Origin of the sequence: Ruminococcus sp. (genome assembly GCF_024691275.1) — a bacterium.
In the GTDB taxonomy this organism is placed as follows: Bacteria; Bacillota; Clostridia; order Oscillospirales; family Ruminococcaceae; genus Ruminococcus.
Map to the genome: position 1 here is coordinate 1 of NZ_JAILNU010000117.1, position 13,918 is coordinate 13,918.

Consider the following 13,918-nt stretch of genomic DNA (forward strand, 5'->3'; position numbering starts at 1 on the left):
TAGCTGTTCACAGCAGAAAATACAATAATTTCCCTATGCGTCCGCTTAACTGGAAATCTCCTTCTGATTACATCAAAGCTTTCCTCGAATACGGTCAAGTTTTTTGATTTAATTTGTCTCGCATCATTGACAAACCAACAACAAAAGAAAGAATTATCAATACCGCAAAAAATGACAGCTGTGCATAAAACAGAGATTCCCGAAAGCAGGTTTGCTGCCTTCGGGAATGGTGTGAGTTATTTTCTTTTTCTGATGAGGTGCTCGGGAGATATAGTCTTCCAGCTGATACCTTCATCGTCAAGCTTTGCGGTCAGGTCTTTTATGCTGCCATTGTATTTGGTTTGGTGTAGTATTTTTCGTCTTTCGAGTGTCCTGTGTAAGTGAACTCGATGTATTTTCCTCTTATGATGACAACGTCGCTGATATTGCCGTTCCCGAGGCTCGATTCAAATGCCGCGGAGGCTGTATACGGGTATTTCAGCTCATAGGTGTTTTTGTTTATATTTATGAGTTCAAATAATCCTTTTGTCGAAAAAAGGGTCAGTAACAAAGAGACAGCAGCCAATCCGCCCATTATAAGCGATAGTTTACGGTTGTGTTTTTTCTGCTTGTCGGCAGGGACGATATTTCTTATAAAGTTCAGCTGTTCATCGGTGCATTGACTTTTTTCAATGGTGAAATTCTTGTTGAAAAGGAAGAATACAGAGATGACCGGTGGGTTTTCGTGATAATAATTCGCAGTATTGTAGGCGAGTTCCCTTTCGGATGTGGGAGTTTTTAGTATGACACGATCGGGATAAAAGGTGTAGGATAGTTGGTCTTCATTTGCAGCGTGTATTTTTTTGTAGTTCTTTTTATGTGTATAAGGTGTTAAAATAAGCTTGCCTATGATCGATATTACAAAATATGCTGCAAGGAGAGCATAAAGTGATTTGAATGAAGAACGGCTTATGAATGTCAGTATGATCAACTCTATGGCGATTATAGCTTGAGCTGCCTCGGTGATAATAAAGAACTTTTTCAGAGGTTTGCCCAATTGCTGCTTTGTGTAAATGTATTCGGGCAGCTGAAGGTCGAAGTAGTAGATCGGTTCTTGTTCTTGAATGTTAGTCATATTGGTATCCCTCACAGTAATATTATTACTTTTAATTATACATCAGAATAAATGCGGAGTCAACAGGAGAAAATGACTTTTGTTATATGTGGGCAGCACGGCGAACAGATCACAGAGCTCCGCCTGTTTCAGTGGTGAAGGAGATCGAGCCGCCGTTGCTGACAGCTGTTATATCGCCGTTGAAGCAGGTAGCGTATGTGGTTATCTTCTTATTTTTAAGGAGATCCTGCACCTTGCCCGAAAATTCCGACGATGAGGTGCACACTACAGCACATTTTGGCTTGACTTTGTTCAGGAAATCGCTGAGATTATCAAGTTTTCTGCCGTGATAGGGGACTTTCAGGAGAGTACATCTGCCGATATCCATTATTTCGTCGAGCCTCTGCTCCATTGCATCGCCTGTAAACAGCATGGTGTTGTTGTGATGGACGACCTTCGTCACAAGGGAGAAGTCGTTTTCGTCGTCATCGCCGTAGAAGGTCTTCTTTGGTGCGTATACAGTTAATTCAACGTCATCGAGGGTGAATTTTACGTCCTCGGTAAGCCTTGTGGGCTGGATATTCTTTTCTGCCGCCGCTTTGCAGTACTTGTCATACTCGTCGACTGTTCCCTCGTAATCGGGAGTAAGTATATTCTTTACATCAAAGTTGTTTATGAGTTTTGCTGCACCGCCCACATGATCCTTGTCGAAATGAGTGATTATGAGGTAATCAATAACAGTAGTGTCGCTTTCTTTGAGAAGGTTCGATATCTTCTTGCCATCGCCCTTTTCGCCTGTATCTATAACAACGGTAGCGGTCTCGGACTGAAGCACTATCGCATCGGCTTTTCCGACATCGAAGAAAGTAACTGTCAGGTCTTTTGCGTCCTTGGGAATGCTTTCTTTGGAGCTGCATGAAGACACTGAGAGAACGGCTATAACAGATGAAAGCAGCAGAGCTGCGATGTTTCGGATCCTTTTCATGTTTAGTACTCCTTTCTTGAAGTGTTTGTATACACTTCCACATTTTATATTATAGCACAAAAGCTTAAAAAAGTATTGAAAAAGGCAAAAAAATATTGTGGATCTGGTTGAGCCAATGTAAAGATAACTGCTCGTTATTATAAACAAAAAAAAGTTCTATGTTGAAAATGTTTAATTGATTGTTTAAAAATGCAATGCATGATGCATGATTTGTTGTGTATGTTACATATTGACAATGACTGTAAAATATTCTATGATAATTACAGCCGGTAAAAATGATCGATCAAAAAATATGTTACAGTTCACAAAAGGAGAATTATTATTATGAAAATCACAAAAATGGTAGCAGGATTATTTGCTTCAGCAGTTATGGCTTGCAGTCTTACAGCATTTACTGCATCAGCAGATTCATATTCAATAAAGTTCATGAAGGGCGATCTCAATGGTGATGAAGTTATCAATGTTACAGATATGACTATTATGAATGCACATTTCAAACTTATTAAGCCTATTGACGATTTAACAGTTGCAGATCTTAACTGGGACGGTAAAGTAAATGTTACTGACCGTGTTCTCATGTCTCAGCATATTAAGTGCCAGAAGGCTATCCATACAGGTGACGCTGACGGTGACAAGGCAGTTACAACAGACGATGTTCGTGCTATAAGTAATCACATTATGGGCAGAAAGGCTCTCTCAAAGAGCGGTCAGTATGCTGCGGACGTTAACGGTGACGGAAAAATCAATGTAACTGATATCGCTAAGATAAGCAATTATCTTAACAACTAAAAATCATTTATAAAGTCCTGAATTTGGCTGATACCGAAATATAGTTTTTTGATATAGCTGCAATTATGTAATTTTTTTGCTGTTTTTTGGAATGTGTATTGACTTTCAAAGTAAAAAGTATTATAATATAAAGCTGAAGTTTAAACGTATCGATACTAAAATTTTAGCATAAAATTGGTTTTTTAGAGGAGGATTCTACTATGAATTTCAGAAAGATCACAGCAGCAGTTATGGCATCTGCACTTATGGCTTGTGCAACATCTGCACTTACATCGTCAGCAGACTACTATTACTTCAAGGTGCTCAAGGGCGATATCAACGGAGATACAGAAGTAGATATCGAGGATTATATTTTAGTTAACAATCACGTTAAGGGCATCAAGGCTATCCCAAGCAGCCGTCTTGCAGCAGCAGACGTTAACTGGGACGGCAAAGTTGATGTTACTGACGTAATGCTCATTTCTTACGATATCAACGGCGTTAGACCTATCAGATCAGGCGATGTATTAGATAACGGATATGTTTCAAGCAAGGACGTTAAAGCTATCGTTAATCACATCAACGGTGTGAAGGCTCTCAGCAGCAGCCGTTTAAAGCGCGCTGATGTTAACAGAGATAACGTTGTTAACGTTGTTGACGTTGCTCTTATCCAGAATTACCTCACAAAGTAATTGCTGTAAACCGTACATTCAAGGGCCTTTCCATTGCGGAAAGGTCCTTTTTTGTTGCCAGTTAAAAATATTATTTTTTGAAACGTTATTGACAAAAAGGGGAGCAAGGTGATATAATTAGAATGTTGTGTTCCTGCTGATTAAAAATATTATTTTATGATGCGGCGGAAATTTGATACTATATAGTAACACTTCAATACATTACGAAATAAGGTAAAATATGAAAAAAGTATTATTGATTCTTTCAGTCATTGCACTAACATCTTGCAGTTCAACAGGTCAGGCAGCTGATAATAAAGGTAAGACAGCTGCGGAAAAAATTCCCGATAATGGCAGCGTTGTTATTAATCTGGCAGTTTGCAATTATAACAATTTATTTATCGGTTCTGACCCTGTAAAGGAGTTTAACGCTCTCGATAACGGCTACTACATTAATATTGTCGATTACAGTTCAAACTATGATATTGATCTGGATACCGAATCGGCAGATTCATCAGATAAGATATCAGAAGCCTATGCCAATGCGGACAATGATTTCATTCTTGATGTGCTCTATGGCGATAAAGTCGATATGACTATGAAGTTCATTGATGAAGGAAGATTTGATTCACTGGCTGAAAAAGGCGCGTTCGTTGATCTTTACACCTTTATGGAAAATGATGATACGATAAATAAGGATACGCTGAACAGCCATGTGCTCGAACTTTGTGAAAAGAGCGGAAAACTGTACTATATGCCGTTAGCGTTTTCAGTAGGAACAATGTGCGGATATGAAACAAATGTGGGTACTGATGAAAACTGGACGATAGATGAAATGAAAGAGCGTTGGGGAAAAATGCCGAAGGGCGCTTCATTTACAAAAGCCTCCAGCACGAATACTGCGTATTCGGTATTCTTTGATTTCTGCATGAATTGTACCCCTTCATTCATTGATTATGATAATCATAAATGTAATTTCAATTCTGATGAATATATCGAATTGCTGAAATTTGCCAACAGCTTTGACACTGAGTCTCTTGTGGAAAAGGAAGATGTTCAGTATGTTGACTTTTTTGTATATCCTGTAACGATATGCGGTTTTCAGCAGTTCCATGAACTTGTGAACGACGATACCTTCAATAAGCCTGTTACTTTTGTGGGATATCCGTCGGTGGAAAAAAGCCATTCATATATTGACATAGACAATACTTTCGCTATCTGTGCTTCCGCTTCGCCCGAGGTGCAGAAGGGCGCATGGGAGTTCATGCGCTACATGGAAGGATATGATTATCAGTCTTCTATCATGAAGCCGACTGTCAATGATTCTTCCGAAGAGGCTGCGTTTTACGAACCTAACTCAGAGCTTTTCTTCCCTATGAACAACGAGGCATTCAATAAAAATGCTGATGAACTCATTTCAAAGCAGGGCGAAAAGAATATCGTGACCAAGCAGGGGGCTGAATATGATATCGGTTATCTTTCGAGCAGTGAATTTGAAAGACTTAACCATATTATTGATATGACCAACCAACTGAATTTCGGTGACAGAACTATCTCAAGAATTATCTATAACGAAGTTTTTGCGATGCTGAACGGTGAGATTTCTCCTGAACAGGCTGCCGAAAATATACAGCAGACAGTTACATTAAAAATAAACGAGTAACACATATTTCATGTGATGCTCTTTTAGCTGTTGATGTATATTATTGGAGGAGAAAAATGAAATTAACAAAGATCATAGCATCTGCACTTTCAGCAGCAGTACTCGCTTCAGCAGGCGTTGCAACTTGCTTTAATTCATTAGCAGCAAATACTTCAGATACAGACTGGTATGTAGAGAATTCACGGGAAGGTGCTAATTACAGAATAAAGATGGATGATTCCTGTGTTTACCTTTCAAACAGCGGATTAAAGTGGAATAGTTCACAGCGCAGATATGTAAGTGCTGAAACAAATGATGCATATATCTGGATCAACGGTTCCGTAAAGTACAATAATGTTTGCTATTTATACGATATCGAGAATAACAAGCTTAACTCAAACAGCAGAATGTACAAGTGTAAGTATTCAAGAAATCTTCGTTTAAAGAAGGGCGCTGTAAGAGTTGCTTACCAGTATATTTATGAAAACTACAAATCAGGTTGTGCTCAGTATGGCATCCCTACAAACAAGGGCGTATGCACAGCTGAGTTCCACTATAAGACATTAAGTTCAGGTCAAAAACTTCACGGTCAGTGGAGCCCTGACACATACGGCACAGGATATGCTCGTCTCGAAAATCAGTAATCGACGTATTTAATATTTAAAATAAATTATCATAAAATTAAAATAATTTGACACTAAATACATCAACAGTTAAAAGAGGATCACATGAACATTACAATATATAAACATAAATTGCTATATCTGTTATTACACAGAATTATAAATACGATTCCGAACAGTCAGAAAAATCAAAGGTCATATGCTCCTTTCAGTAATATGGCAGGAAAATCCCGCTTCCTGCTGTAAAGTACATCAGGATAGAATGAGCATCACATTTATTATGTGATACTCTTTTAGCTGTTGGTGTATATTATTGGAGGAAAAGAAATGAAAATATCAAAAATCATAGCATCTGTACTTTCAGCAGCAGTACTCGCTTCAGCAGGCGTTGCATCTTGCTTTAACTCATTAGCAGCAAATACTTCAGATACAGACTGGGGTACAGAAAGTTATAACGCATATGTAGCTCAGAGAGAGAAGCAGGACGATTCCTGTGTTTATGTTTATAACAGCGGATTACAGTGGAATAGTTCACAGCGCAGATATGTAAGTGTTGGAACAAATACTGTAATAGTTGGTTTTATTGGAGATGCTCTGTATAATGGCAGATATTATTTCTATAACTGTGAAACGAACAGACAGAATTCATGGAGCAGAAAGTTCAACTGCGATTTTAATAAGAAAAACCTTCGCATTAATAAAGGTAATGTCAGAGTAGTATACCAGTATATATACGAAAACTACAGAGCTGCCTGCAGTGATTGGGGTATCCCATATAACAAGGCTAAGTGCATTGCAGAGTTCCATTTCGGATCAGCTGACTATAAAAACATTAAAGTTCACGGTCAGTGGAGCCCTGACACATACGGCACAGGATATACTGCACTCGAAAATCAGTAATCAAACAGTTTAACATCAATATTAAAATAATCTAATTACAAATAATACATCAACAGTTAAAAGAGGATCATATGAAAATCAATATCAAAAAACGCAAATATTTATTTTTTATTATACCGTGTATCTTACAATTTGTTTTTTCATCATTATTTGTATACAATTCAGTATCAGTCTACAATGAATTCAAGGATTCATTCGTAAACGAAGAGGCAGTATCCAATCCGCTCCTTCCGCTGCAAAGTGCTTTTACTTACTGGATAGGTGCAAATGTTGTTGATTTTTTCGGCAATATATTCTTTTATATAGTATTCTTGGGAGCAATGCTGCCTTGTATGCCTGTTGTTTACAGGTGCTTCAAGGACAAAAAATATGCGCAGAATAATGCTTCCAATTACCTGAAGATATTCCTCGCTTCAGGACTTCTGGCTTTTATACCGCTGCTTTTCAATTTTGTGAGCACGCTGATGTTTATTCCCGCTATGAAGCCTGATTCGGTCTATGATATATATTTTGATGTGCTTACGGGAGATGGTTTAAGCAACGTCTTTTATACCAATCCTGTTATATATGAGATCATCTATATGCTTATTATTTTTGCAATGTGCGGAGCTATAGGCTGTTTATGCTTTGCAACGGCTCAGCTCTGCAATTATAATGTTCTTGCAGTAATGATACCTGAAACACTGATCTATATCCTTCATCTGTTTAACAGAGGCTTTGGCATAGAGAAAGTAATTTCACCGATCATCTATTGCAGGTCGCTCTCGGGAATAATGCAGAACAAAAAGATCGCGTTAATTGAATTCGGAATAATCATTGCATTGCTGCTGATGTTTATACTTATTAATAGTATAAGGTCGCATATCACCAAAAATAAAGTCGTAGGAGAGAAAGCATGAAAAAGATACTTACTGCTATTGTATGTGCTTTGATAGCTGTATGCTGCGGTACGAAGATATATTTCGTTAATTCAGAGGGTATAAAACAAGAGGAGAAGAATTATAAGCTCAATGAAGAAGTAAAATTTGAAAATAACTTCTTTAACAGCAAAGGGGATTCGTCAGACGGATATTCCGTTACAGTTCTCGGATCTGAGATCGTTGACAGAGAGCAATTCAAAAAGGATCATGATATCAATGAGGATATAGGCATAGAGCTTATAGATTATTTTTGCCTTGTAAAAGTGCGATTTGCCAATGTATCAAATAAAAACGGTTCAAGATCAGGTATAAGCATAATGCATTTCATTTTACAGAACGAGGATTATATTACGTTCCCGAATAAAATAGTGTATCCGCTTGTGAACAAGAGCGACAATCTGAACTTCTCACTTGAAGAGGATTCAAGTGCTGAAATAGTTATCCCGTTTGCCGTATTAAATGATGATATCACAGCCGAGGATTTCAAAGACGGTTCGCCGCAGCTCGTTATTTCACTGTATCCAACGAAGAAAGCGATCGCAATTAGATAATATATCGTAAAGGACTTTAAATTCGTTAAAGTCCTTTTTTTATGTTATTGTTAACTACAGCAAATCCGTACTTGAAAAAATCTGTATAATATGGTATAATAATTCATTACAGGATTTTTATAGAAGGTGAGGTTCTGCGAATTGAACGACAATACCGCATTGATAAGCGAGATAAGGAGCCTGCTCGGTGACAGTGAGCATAAAGCTTATGTCAGGAGCTTCGGCTGTCAGCTGAATGTTTCCGACGGCGAAAAAATAAAGGGTCAGCTGAAAAAAATGGGTTATACCTTTACTGAAAGTGAAGCCGAGGCTGATCTTATCATACTCAACACCTGTGCGGTACGTGAAAGCGCTGAGGACAGAGTATTCGGCATAGTCGGAAGCATGAAAAAACTCAAAGAGCAGAAACCGTCACTTATTATCGGCATTGCAGGCTGTATGACTGCACAGAGCCATGTTGCGGATAAGATAAAGCAGTCCTATACGCAGGTGGATTTCGTACTGGGCACATCTGCGATAAATGCTTTGCCGAAGCTCCTGCTTGAAGCTCTGAAGGGAGCAAAGTTCTCGGCGGATATCACAGAGTATGATGACTTCTCCGAGGTGGCGGAGCAGGTGCGCGACAGCTCGTTCAAGGCTTCTGTGCCGATAATGTTCGGCTGCAACAATTTCTGCACATACTGCATCGTGCCCTATGTGCGCGGCAGAGAGCGCAGCCGCCGTCCCGAAGACATCATTGCGGAGGTGCGCGGACTTGTGGCTGACGGCTACAAGGAGATAATGCTCCTCGGACAGAACGTCAACTCCTACGGCAATGACCTTGACGGCGAAATGAGCTTCCCGAAGCTTCTCAGGGAACTCAACAGCATTGAAGGCGACTTTATTATACGTTTTATGTCGTCCCACCCGAAAGATGCGTCAAAAGAGCTTATCGACACCATTTTTGAATGTGAGAAGGTCGCCAAACATCTTCACCTTCCTGTTCAGAGCGGCAGCAGCGAGGTGCTCCGCCGTATGAACAGACGTTACACCATAGAAAAATACCTTGAGATAGTTGATTATATCCGCGGCAAAGACCCTGATTTTTCTCTTACAACGGATATAATTGTAGGTTTCCCCAACGAGACCGATGAAGAATTCCGTGAGACAATAAATATTGTAAAAAATGTTATGTTTGACAACATTTACTCGTTTATTTATTCAAGACGTTCAGGAACAAAAGCGGCTGAGATGCCTGACAGTACATCTGACGAAGTTAAGAGCAGACGTATGAGAGAGCTTCTTGATGTTCAGCGCGAAGTGTCGTCAGAGCACTATAAGCGTTTCATCGGCAGGACTATGAGAGTTCTTGTAGACGATACCGCTAAGAAGCGCGACGGCTGGCTTACAGGAAAGAGCAGCGAGTTCATTATTGTTGAATTCGAGGGCGATAAGTCGCTGATAGGACGTTTTGTGAATATCAAGGTGACAGACGCGATGAACTGGGCTGTTGTCGGCGAGCTCATCAGCGGCTGAGAATGGAGGAAAAAATGAAAAGAACAATAACTGCTTTATCAATTCTGTCTGCATCTTTGATCCTTGCAGGCTGCGGAAAAACTTCCACAAGCGAGAATATCGCTCCTAAGACGGAAAGTGTAAAGACAACGACTTCTGTCACAGCGGCAGAAGGTGAGGTGACAACTATTGCTGCGGCTGAAAATACTGCGGAAGCGACTACAACGGCTGCGTCAGCAAATGAACAGCAGGTTCAGACAACTGCAAACGATCAGAACGGCGGTGAGCAGTCATCGGCAGGCGGCGGTACCTCCTCCGAACAGGGCGGAACTTTCGCAGGCAGGCTGAATCAGGGCTATCAGGAAAATTATCAGAATATGATAACAAAAATGGTAGACGAGGCTGTTGCAGGAGGCAGGACTCTTTTCATGGATTATGCTCTCATGGACGTAACAGGTGACTCCGTTCCCGAGCTTATCATAAACAGTGGTGCATATACTCTGTCTTTGTCAATAACGGTATACGATCAGAATCTGAATATCATTGGCGATCAGATGCGCGGTGACAATACAGGAATTTATAAAACAAGCAGCGGCGGTCTTGCGCTTGCAACTATATACCAGGGCAACTGCTATATATTGGATTATTCGTACGATCCCACAATTGGTTCGCTGGTCGTTTCCGATTCAAAGAATATGCAGTACGGCTCTGCCGATGAGATCGTCGGTATAATACAGAACGAGGGACTTACCTCAGCCGATGTTGTCAGCATATCTGTTGACGGCGGTGCAGTAAAAAGTTATTACAACAGCCAGTCTTTTGACTATGCTTACCTCGGTATCATTGTATGATGTTGGATAAGCGTATCTGACAGCTGCCTATTTCAGTTGATATGATTTCCCGCAGAACAATATATGAAGGAGCGTATTATGAAAAAAATTGCAGTATTTCCCCTTATTGCAGCTGTTGCACTTGCGGGCTGCGGAAAGAAAAAACAGAAGGATCCTTCCGGCGATAATAACACTACAACAACTACTGCTGTAACATCGGAAACTGTGGCAGCTACAGAAACGGAAGCAGTATCAACGACTGCTGCTTCGTCTGCATCGGCTGAAACTACAGGATCAACCGAAACGTCTCCTGTTACATCTCCTCCGATCACTACGGCAGCACAACCCGATGAAGCACTGCTCCAATCTTTCTATCAGGATCTGAAGCCTATGCTCAGCCTGTATTTCGAGGATCTGCTCAAAAAGCAGAAAGACAGCGGCTATATGGAATACGCTTTCTATGATGTCACCAAAGACGGTGTGCCCGAATTCATTATCAAGAGCGGCATGAGCGAAGCAGATTTTGAAATAAAGGTATTCGCCGAGGATGGCTTTGACGGCTGTTATCAGATAGGCGAGACCTACGGCAGTCATACGAACTGTTACTATGATACAGCTGCCAACGATCTCGTTTTTGTTTCTGCGATGATGGGAAAAATGGTGATCAGATATACGGGCATGGAAGACTATAAGCTGAAAGAGGTCAATATCGTTGAAAAAGACCTCTCCTCAGACGGTGATTTCGACAGTGTGATCGCTGATGGAGGACTGAAGGCTCTGACTTATGTGTCGGTGTACAAGGCAGATGCAAACAGCGAGGGTTACTCCATTATCCACCATGCTGACGGTACCGAAGAGAGAAAGGAAGGACTCTATTTTGTGTTCACAGAATAAATATTTAAGGAGAAGGACAAAATGAAAAAGATAATAGCGTTGTCATGCCTTGCAGCAGTTATGCTCGCAGGCTGCGGCAAAACAGAACCCGCTGATAACAGCGGCAATGATGCAGGGACTACCACGAAAGCAACCGAAACTGTAACTGCTGCCGAAGAAACAACAGCGGCAGAAACAACTGCGGAGCCTGAAGCACAGACAAGCTCTGCTCCTGTTACCCTGCCTCCTGCAACAACTACTATGGGAGGAATGGTTTCCGCAGGCGGAATAATGGATATGTATCCTGCTATCTATCAGGGCGTAGTGCAGGCGAAGTTCGATGAGGTCGCAAAGCAGCATGAGGGACTTGTAAGCATAAACTATGCTTTCCGTGATCTTGATGCTGACGGTATCCCCGAGCTTCTTCTGAAATACGGTACCTGTGAGGCTGATTATTCAATAGATATCATCACCCTCGACAAGGAAGGCGAACCAAAGGTGATAAATAATATCGGCGGCGGTCATACTTCATTCGCATATGATGAAAATACAGGCGACCTCGTTCTCGTATGGGGTCATATGGGTGCTGCAAGCATCGACTATTATGTATGGGACAGCGGCAGCATGAAGCTGAGAGATCACTATGATTTTGAGATAAATGAACAGAATCCTTCCTACGAAAAGGTGCTCGATGAAAAGGGAATAAGGTTCATTGACTTCGGTTCTGCTTTTCAGACGGATTACAGCAGCGGAGTTAGTTCCTATCTCTGCCACCCGGACGGTACCGCTGAAGACAGGGAAGGCGTATTCATTTACGACCTGTTATAATAAAGTATATAAGTGTAAAGGAGTATTTTAACTATGGATATTATGAAAATGACAAGAGAGCTCGGAAAGGCTATCCAGCAGGACGACAGATATACTGCATATATGCTGGCTAAGCAGGCTAACGACGAGGATAAGGAGCTTCAGGAGGAGATCAATCGCTTTGAAGACCTTCGTATGAATTTAGGCAGCGCAATGAGTGTGGAAGAGCCTGATTCAGACAAGATCAAGGCACTGGATACCGAGCTGAAATCAGTTTACCAGAATATCATGAAGAACCCGAAGATGATAGTTTTCTCAGGCGCTCAGCAGGCTCTTGAAAAGCTCGTCTCAAATATACAGCAGATGATAAGTATGTGCGCTAACGGCGAAGACCCTGAGACCTGCCAGATACCTGAGTCAGGCTGTACGGGAAGCTGTGCATCATGCGGTGGCTGTCACTGATATGAAGTACAATATAGATAATAACGTTAATAACGCGCTTTTTGAAAGAATATCAGCAGTAAATAATATCATCAATTCTTTTGATGCGGGCGATCCGCCTGACAGCTTTAAACTGGGATACTGTGCAGATACCGTCAAGCAGACAAAGCAGGTATGCTATGCAATGATAGGCGCAGGACTTCTGGTAACTGTTCGTTCTATGCCGCGTTCCGCAAGTGCGCGGAGCGTCGGGATCGTCTTGGGTATGGCATCATTTATAATGGCGATAATATACCTTGTCTATTCGGCAAAAATGAGCAGTGTCGTTTTTGCCGAGATAAACGGCGACAAGCTCACCGTTAAGGGAAGAACTTACGATAGCAGTGATATCTCCGAGATCAGCGGCGGAGCATTAAATAACCTTAAAGTGATGTCATTCGGCAAAAAAGTGCTGAATATCAATAAGTCCTGTGAAGGCTGCGGCGACCTTGTAAGGTGGGCAAAGAAGAACAATATCCCTATAAATGACGGTAATACAGGCGATGCACAGAGCATTAAAAAGAGAAATTCAACTCTTGCTGCGGTGATAACTGTTATGTGTATCGTGATCGCATTCGTTATCGTATTTCTGAAAAGAATGTGACCGAGGAAAACGGTTTGTGAGAGGTGAGCGGTATGGGTCTTGAACTTGATAAAGAGCAGCAGGAAGCGATGCGCCGTCTTAGTATCGAGAGCGATATCAAGGCTGCCGACGTTGACCGTATCATAGAAATGACCTCTCCCGAACCGCCGAAGCGTCAGTTCAGCATTGATATCCCAAAGCAGAAAAGCGGCTCTGACAGGATATATCTCTATGCTTCGGCAACGGGATTTGCCTGTGACGCGGTGATCTATCTGGTAAGGAAAAGGGTGTCGGTCGATAACGGCAGCTTGGAGCTCGTTCTGGGCGTGGTATTTCTGATAGCTTGTATAGTCGCGGTCTTTCTCAATATTATCAACGAGAATACCGCAAGAGTCATCGGCGAGGAACTGAAGATCGGCGGAAAGAATTATTTCACCTGTGATATCGAGCAGATAAAATGCCGTAACAGAGAAGTTAAGGTCATAAGCGGCGGAAAGCCGATATTGAAGCTGACAAAATCCCACGAGGGCTGCGACGAGCTTATCAGGTGGGCGAGAGCTTACGAGATCCCCGTCGAAAACGAATATACCGTCCCGTCAAGGCTGTTCACTGTTCTTGCGGTCGTCGGGCTGACAGCGGTATTTGCGCTGTTTATATTGCTTACCACATTATTATTGAAATAAAAAGGAGCTAAACCA

The 13,918-nt window shown here is 41.3% G+C and carries 16 protein-coding genes; 14 read left to right on the forward strand and 2 right to left on the reverse strand.

Annotated elements, in window-relative coordinates:
* Positions 1-319 precede the first annotated feature (319 nt).
* Together K6G33_RS14765 and K6G33_RS14770 are read right to left on the reverse strand one after the other, a co-directional pair.
* Positions 320-1,114: a hypothetical protein gene (locus K6G33_RS14765; RefSeq protein ID WP_296780986.1), complete on the reverse strand. Its 795-nt coding sequence runs from the start codon at positions 1,112-1,114 to the stop codon at positions 320-322.
* A 109-nt stretch (positions 1,115-1,223) separates the two neighbouring features.
* Complete coding sequence (locus tag K6G33_RS14770; RefSeq protein ID WP_296780988.1) at positions 1,224-2,078, reverse strand: ComEC/Rec2 family competence protein; 855 nt, start codon at positions 2,076-2,078, stop codon at positions 1,224-1,226.
* 324 nt (positions 2,079-2,402) lie between these two features.
* Between K6G33_RS14770 and K6G33_RS14775 the strand changes: the two genes are divergently transcribed.
* From K6G33_RS14775 to K6G33_RS14840, 14 genes are all read left to right on the forward strand, one after another.
* Positions 2,403-2,867: a dockerin type I repeat-containing protein gene (locus K6G33_RS14775; protein ID WP_296780990.1), complete on the forward strand. Its 465-nt coding sequence runs from the start codon at positions 2,403-2,405 to the stop codon at positions 2,865-2,867.
* A 200-nt stretch (positions 2,868-3,067) separates the two neighbouring features.
* Positions 3,068-3,538 carry a dockerin type I repeat-containing protein gene (locus K6G33_RS14780; RefSeq protein WP_296780993.1) on the forward strand — a complete coding sequence of 157 codons (471 nt, stop codon included), beginning with the start codon at positions 3,068-3,070 and terminating at the stop codon, positions 3,536-3,538.
* 220 nt (positions 3,539-3,758) lie between these two features.
* On the forward strand, positions 3,759-5,180 hold the full coding sequence (locus K6G33_RS14785; protein ID WP_296780995.1) for an ABC transporter substrate-binding protein: 1,422 nt from the start codon (positions 3,759-3,761) through the stop codon (positions 5,178-5,180).
* Positions 5,181-5,236: 56 nt separating this feature from the next.
* A complete protein-coding gene (locus K6G33_RS14790) occupies positions 5,237-5,803 on the forward strand; it encodes a hypothetical protein (RefSeq protein ID WP_296780998.1) in 567 nt (188 codons plus the stop codon).
* 306 nt (positions 5,804-6,109) lie between these two features.
* The gene (locus K6G33_RS14795; RefSeq protein WP_296781000.1) at positions 6,110-6,682 is read left to right on the forward strand and encodes a hypothetical protein; all 573 of its coding nucleotides are present in this window, start codon (positions 6,110-6,112) and stop codon (positions 6,680-6,682) included.
* 71 nt (positions 6,683-6,753) lie between these two features.
* The gene (locus K6G33_RS14800; RefSeq protein WP_296781003.1) at positions 6,754-7,581 is read left to right on the forward strand and encodes a hypothetical protein; all 828 of its coding nucleotides are present in this window, start codon (positions 6,754-6,756) and stop codon (positions 7,579-7,581) included.
* Positions 7,578-8,153 carry a DUF5028 domain-containing protein gene (locus K6G33_RS14805; protein WP_296781005.1) on the forward strand — a complete coding sequence of 192 codons (576 nt, stop codon included), beginning with the start codon at positions 7,578-7,580 and terminating at the stop codon, positions 8,151-8,153. Before K6G33_RS14800 ends, K6G33_RS14805 begins: the two co-directional genes overlap by 4 nt.
* 141 nt (positions 8,154-8,294) lie before the next feature.
* Complete coding sequence (miaB, locus tag K6G33_RS14810; RefSeq protein ID WP_296781009.1) at positions 8,295-9,668, forward strand: tRNA (N6-isopentenyl adenosine(37)-C2)-methylthiotransferase MiaB; 1,374 nt, start codon at positions 8,295-8,297, stop codon at positions 9,666-9,668.
* Between the two features lie 14 nt (positions 9,669-9,682).
* Entirely contained in the window at positions 9,683-10,498 is an 816-nt protein-coding gene (locus K6G33_RS14815) for a hypothetical protein (protein ID WP_296781012.1), read from the forward strand.
* A gap of 78 nt (positions 10,499-10,576) precedes the next feature.
* Positions 10,577-11,371 carry a hypothetical protein gene (locus K6G33_RS14820; protein WP_296781013.1) on the forward strand — a complete coding sequence of 265 codons (795 nt, stop codon included), beginning with the start codon at positions 10,577-10,579 and terminating at the stop codon, positions 11,369-11,371.
* 21 nt (positions 11,372-11,392) lie between these two features.
* Complete coding sequence (locus K6G33_RS14825) at positions 11,393-12,178, forward strand: hypothetical protein (RefSeq protein ID WP_296781016.1); 786 nt, start codon at positions 11,393-11,395, stop codon at positions 12,176-12,178.
* Positions 12,179-12,211: 33 nt separating this feature from the next.
* Positions 12,212-12,619: a YlbF family regulator gene (locus tag K6G33_RS14830; RefSeq protein WP_296781018.1), complete on the forward strand. Its 408-nt coding sequence runs from the start codon at positions 12,212-12,214 to the stop codon at positions 12,617-12,619.
* Between the two features lies 1 nt (position 12,620).
* Positions 12,621-13,241 (forward strand): hypothetical protein, encoded by a 621-nt coding sequence (locus K6G33_RS14835; protein WP_296781021.1) that lies wholly within the window; start codon positions 12,621-12,623, stop codon positions 13,239-13,241.
* Positions 13,242-13,273: 32 nt separating this feature from the next.
* Positions 13,274-13,903 (forward strand): hypothetical protein, encoded by a 630-nt coding sequence (locus K6G33_RS14840; RefSeq protein ID WP_296781024.1) that lies wholly within the window; start codon positions 13,274-13,276, stop codon positions 13,901-13,903.
* The last annotated feature ends 15 nt before the right edge of the window (positions 13,904-13,918 follow it).

Coding starts and splice junctions, on each gene's coding strand:
- K6G33_RS14785 (WP_296780995.1), top strand. CDS start 3,759: ATGAAAAAAGTATTATTGATTCTTTCAGTCATTGCACTAACATCTTGC.
- K6G33_RS14765 (WP_296780986.1), bottom strand. CDS start 1,114: ATGACTAACATTCAAGAACAAGAACCGATCTACTACTTCGACCTTCAG.
- K6G33_RS14805 (WP_296781005.1), top strand. CDS start 7,578: ATGAAAAAGATACTTACTGCTATTGTATGTGCTTTGATAGCTGTATGC.
- K6G33_RS14830 (WP_296781018.1), top strand. CDS start 12,212: ATGGATATTATGAAAATGACAAGAGAGCTCGGAAAGGCTATCCAGCAG.
- K6G33_RS14770 (WP_296780988.1), bottom strand. CDS start 2,078: ATGAAAAGGATCCGAAACATCGCAGCTCTGCTGCTTTCATCTGTTATA.
- K6G33_RS14825 (WP_296781016.1), top strand. CDS start 11,393: ATGAAAAAGATAATAGCGTTGTCATGCCTTGCAGCAGTTATGCTCGCA.
- K6G33_RS14820 (WP_296781013.1), top strand. CDS start 10,577: ATGAAAAAAATTGCAGTATTTCCCCTTATTGCAGCTGTTGCACTTGCG.
- K6G33_RS14790 (WP_296780998.1), top strand. CDS start 5,237: ATGAAATTAACAAAGATCATAGCATCTGCACTTTCAGCAGCAGTACTC.
- K6G33_RS14835 (WP_296781021.1), top strand. CDS start 12,621: ATGAAGTACAATATAGATAATAACGTTAATAACGCGCTTTTTGAAAGA.
- K6G33_RS14840 (WP_296781024.1), top strand. CDS start 13,274: ATGGGTCTTGAACTTGATAAAGAGCAGCAGGAAGCGATGCGCCGTCTT.
- K6G33_RS14815 (WP_296781012.1), top strand. CDS start 9,683: ATGAAAAGAACAATAACTGCTTTATCAATTCTGTCTGCATCTTTGATC.
- K6G33_RS14775 (WP_296780990.1), top strand. CDS start 2,403: ATGAAAATCACAAAAATGGTAGCAGGATTATTTGCTTCAGCAGTTATG.
- K6G33_RS14795 (WP_296781000.1), top strand. CDS start 6,110: ATGAAAATATCAAAAATCATAGCATCTGTACTTTCAGCAGCAGTACTC.
- K6G33_RS14800 (WP_296781003.1), top strand. CDS start 6,754: ATGAAAATCAATATCAAAAAACGCAAATATTTATTTTTTATTATACCG.
- K6G33_RS14780 (WP_296780993.1), top strand. CDS start 3,068: ATGAATTTCAGAAAGATCACAGCAGCAGTTATGGCATCTGCACTTATG.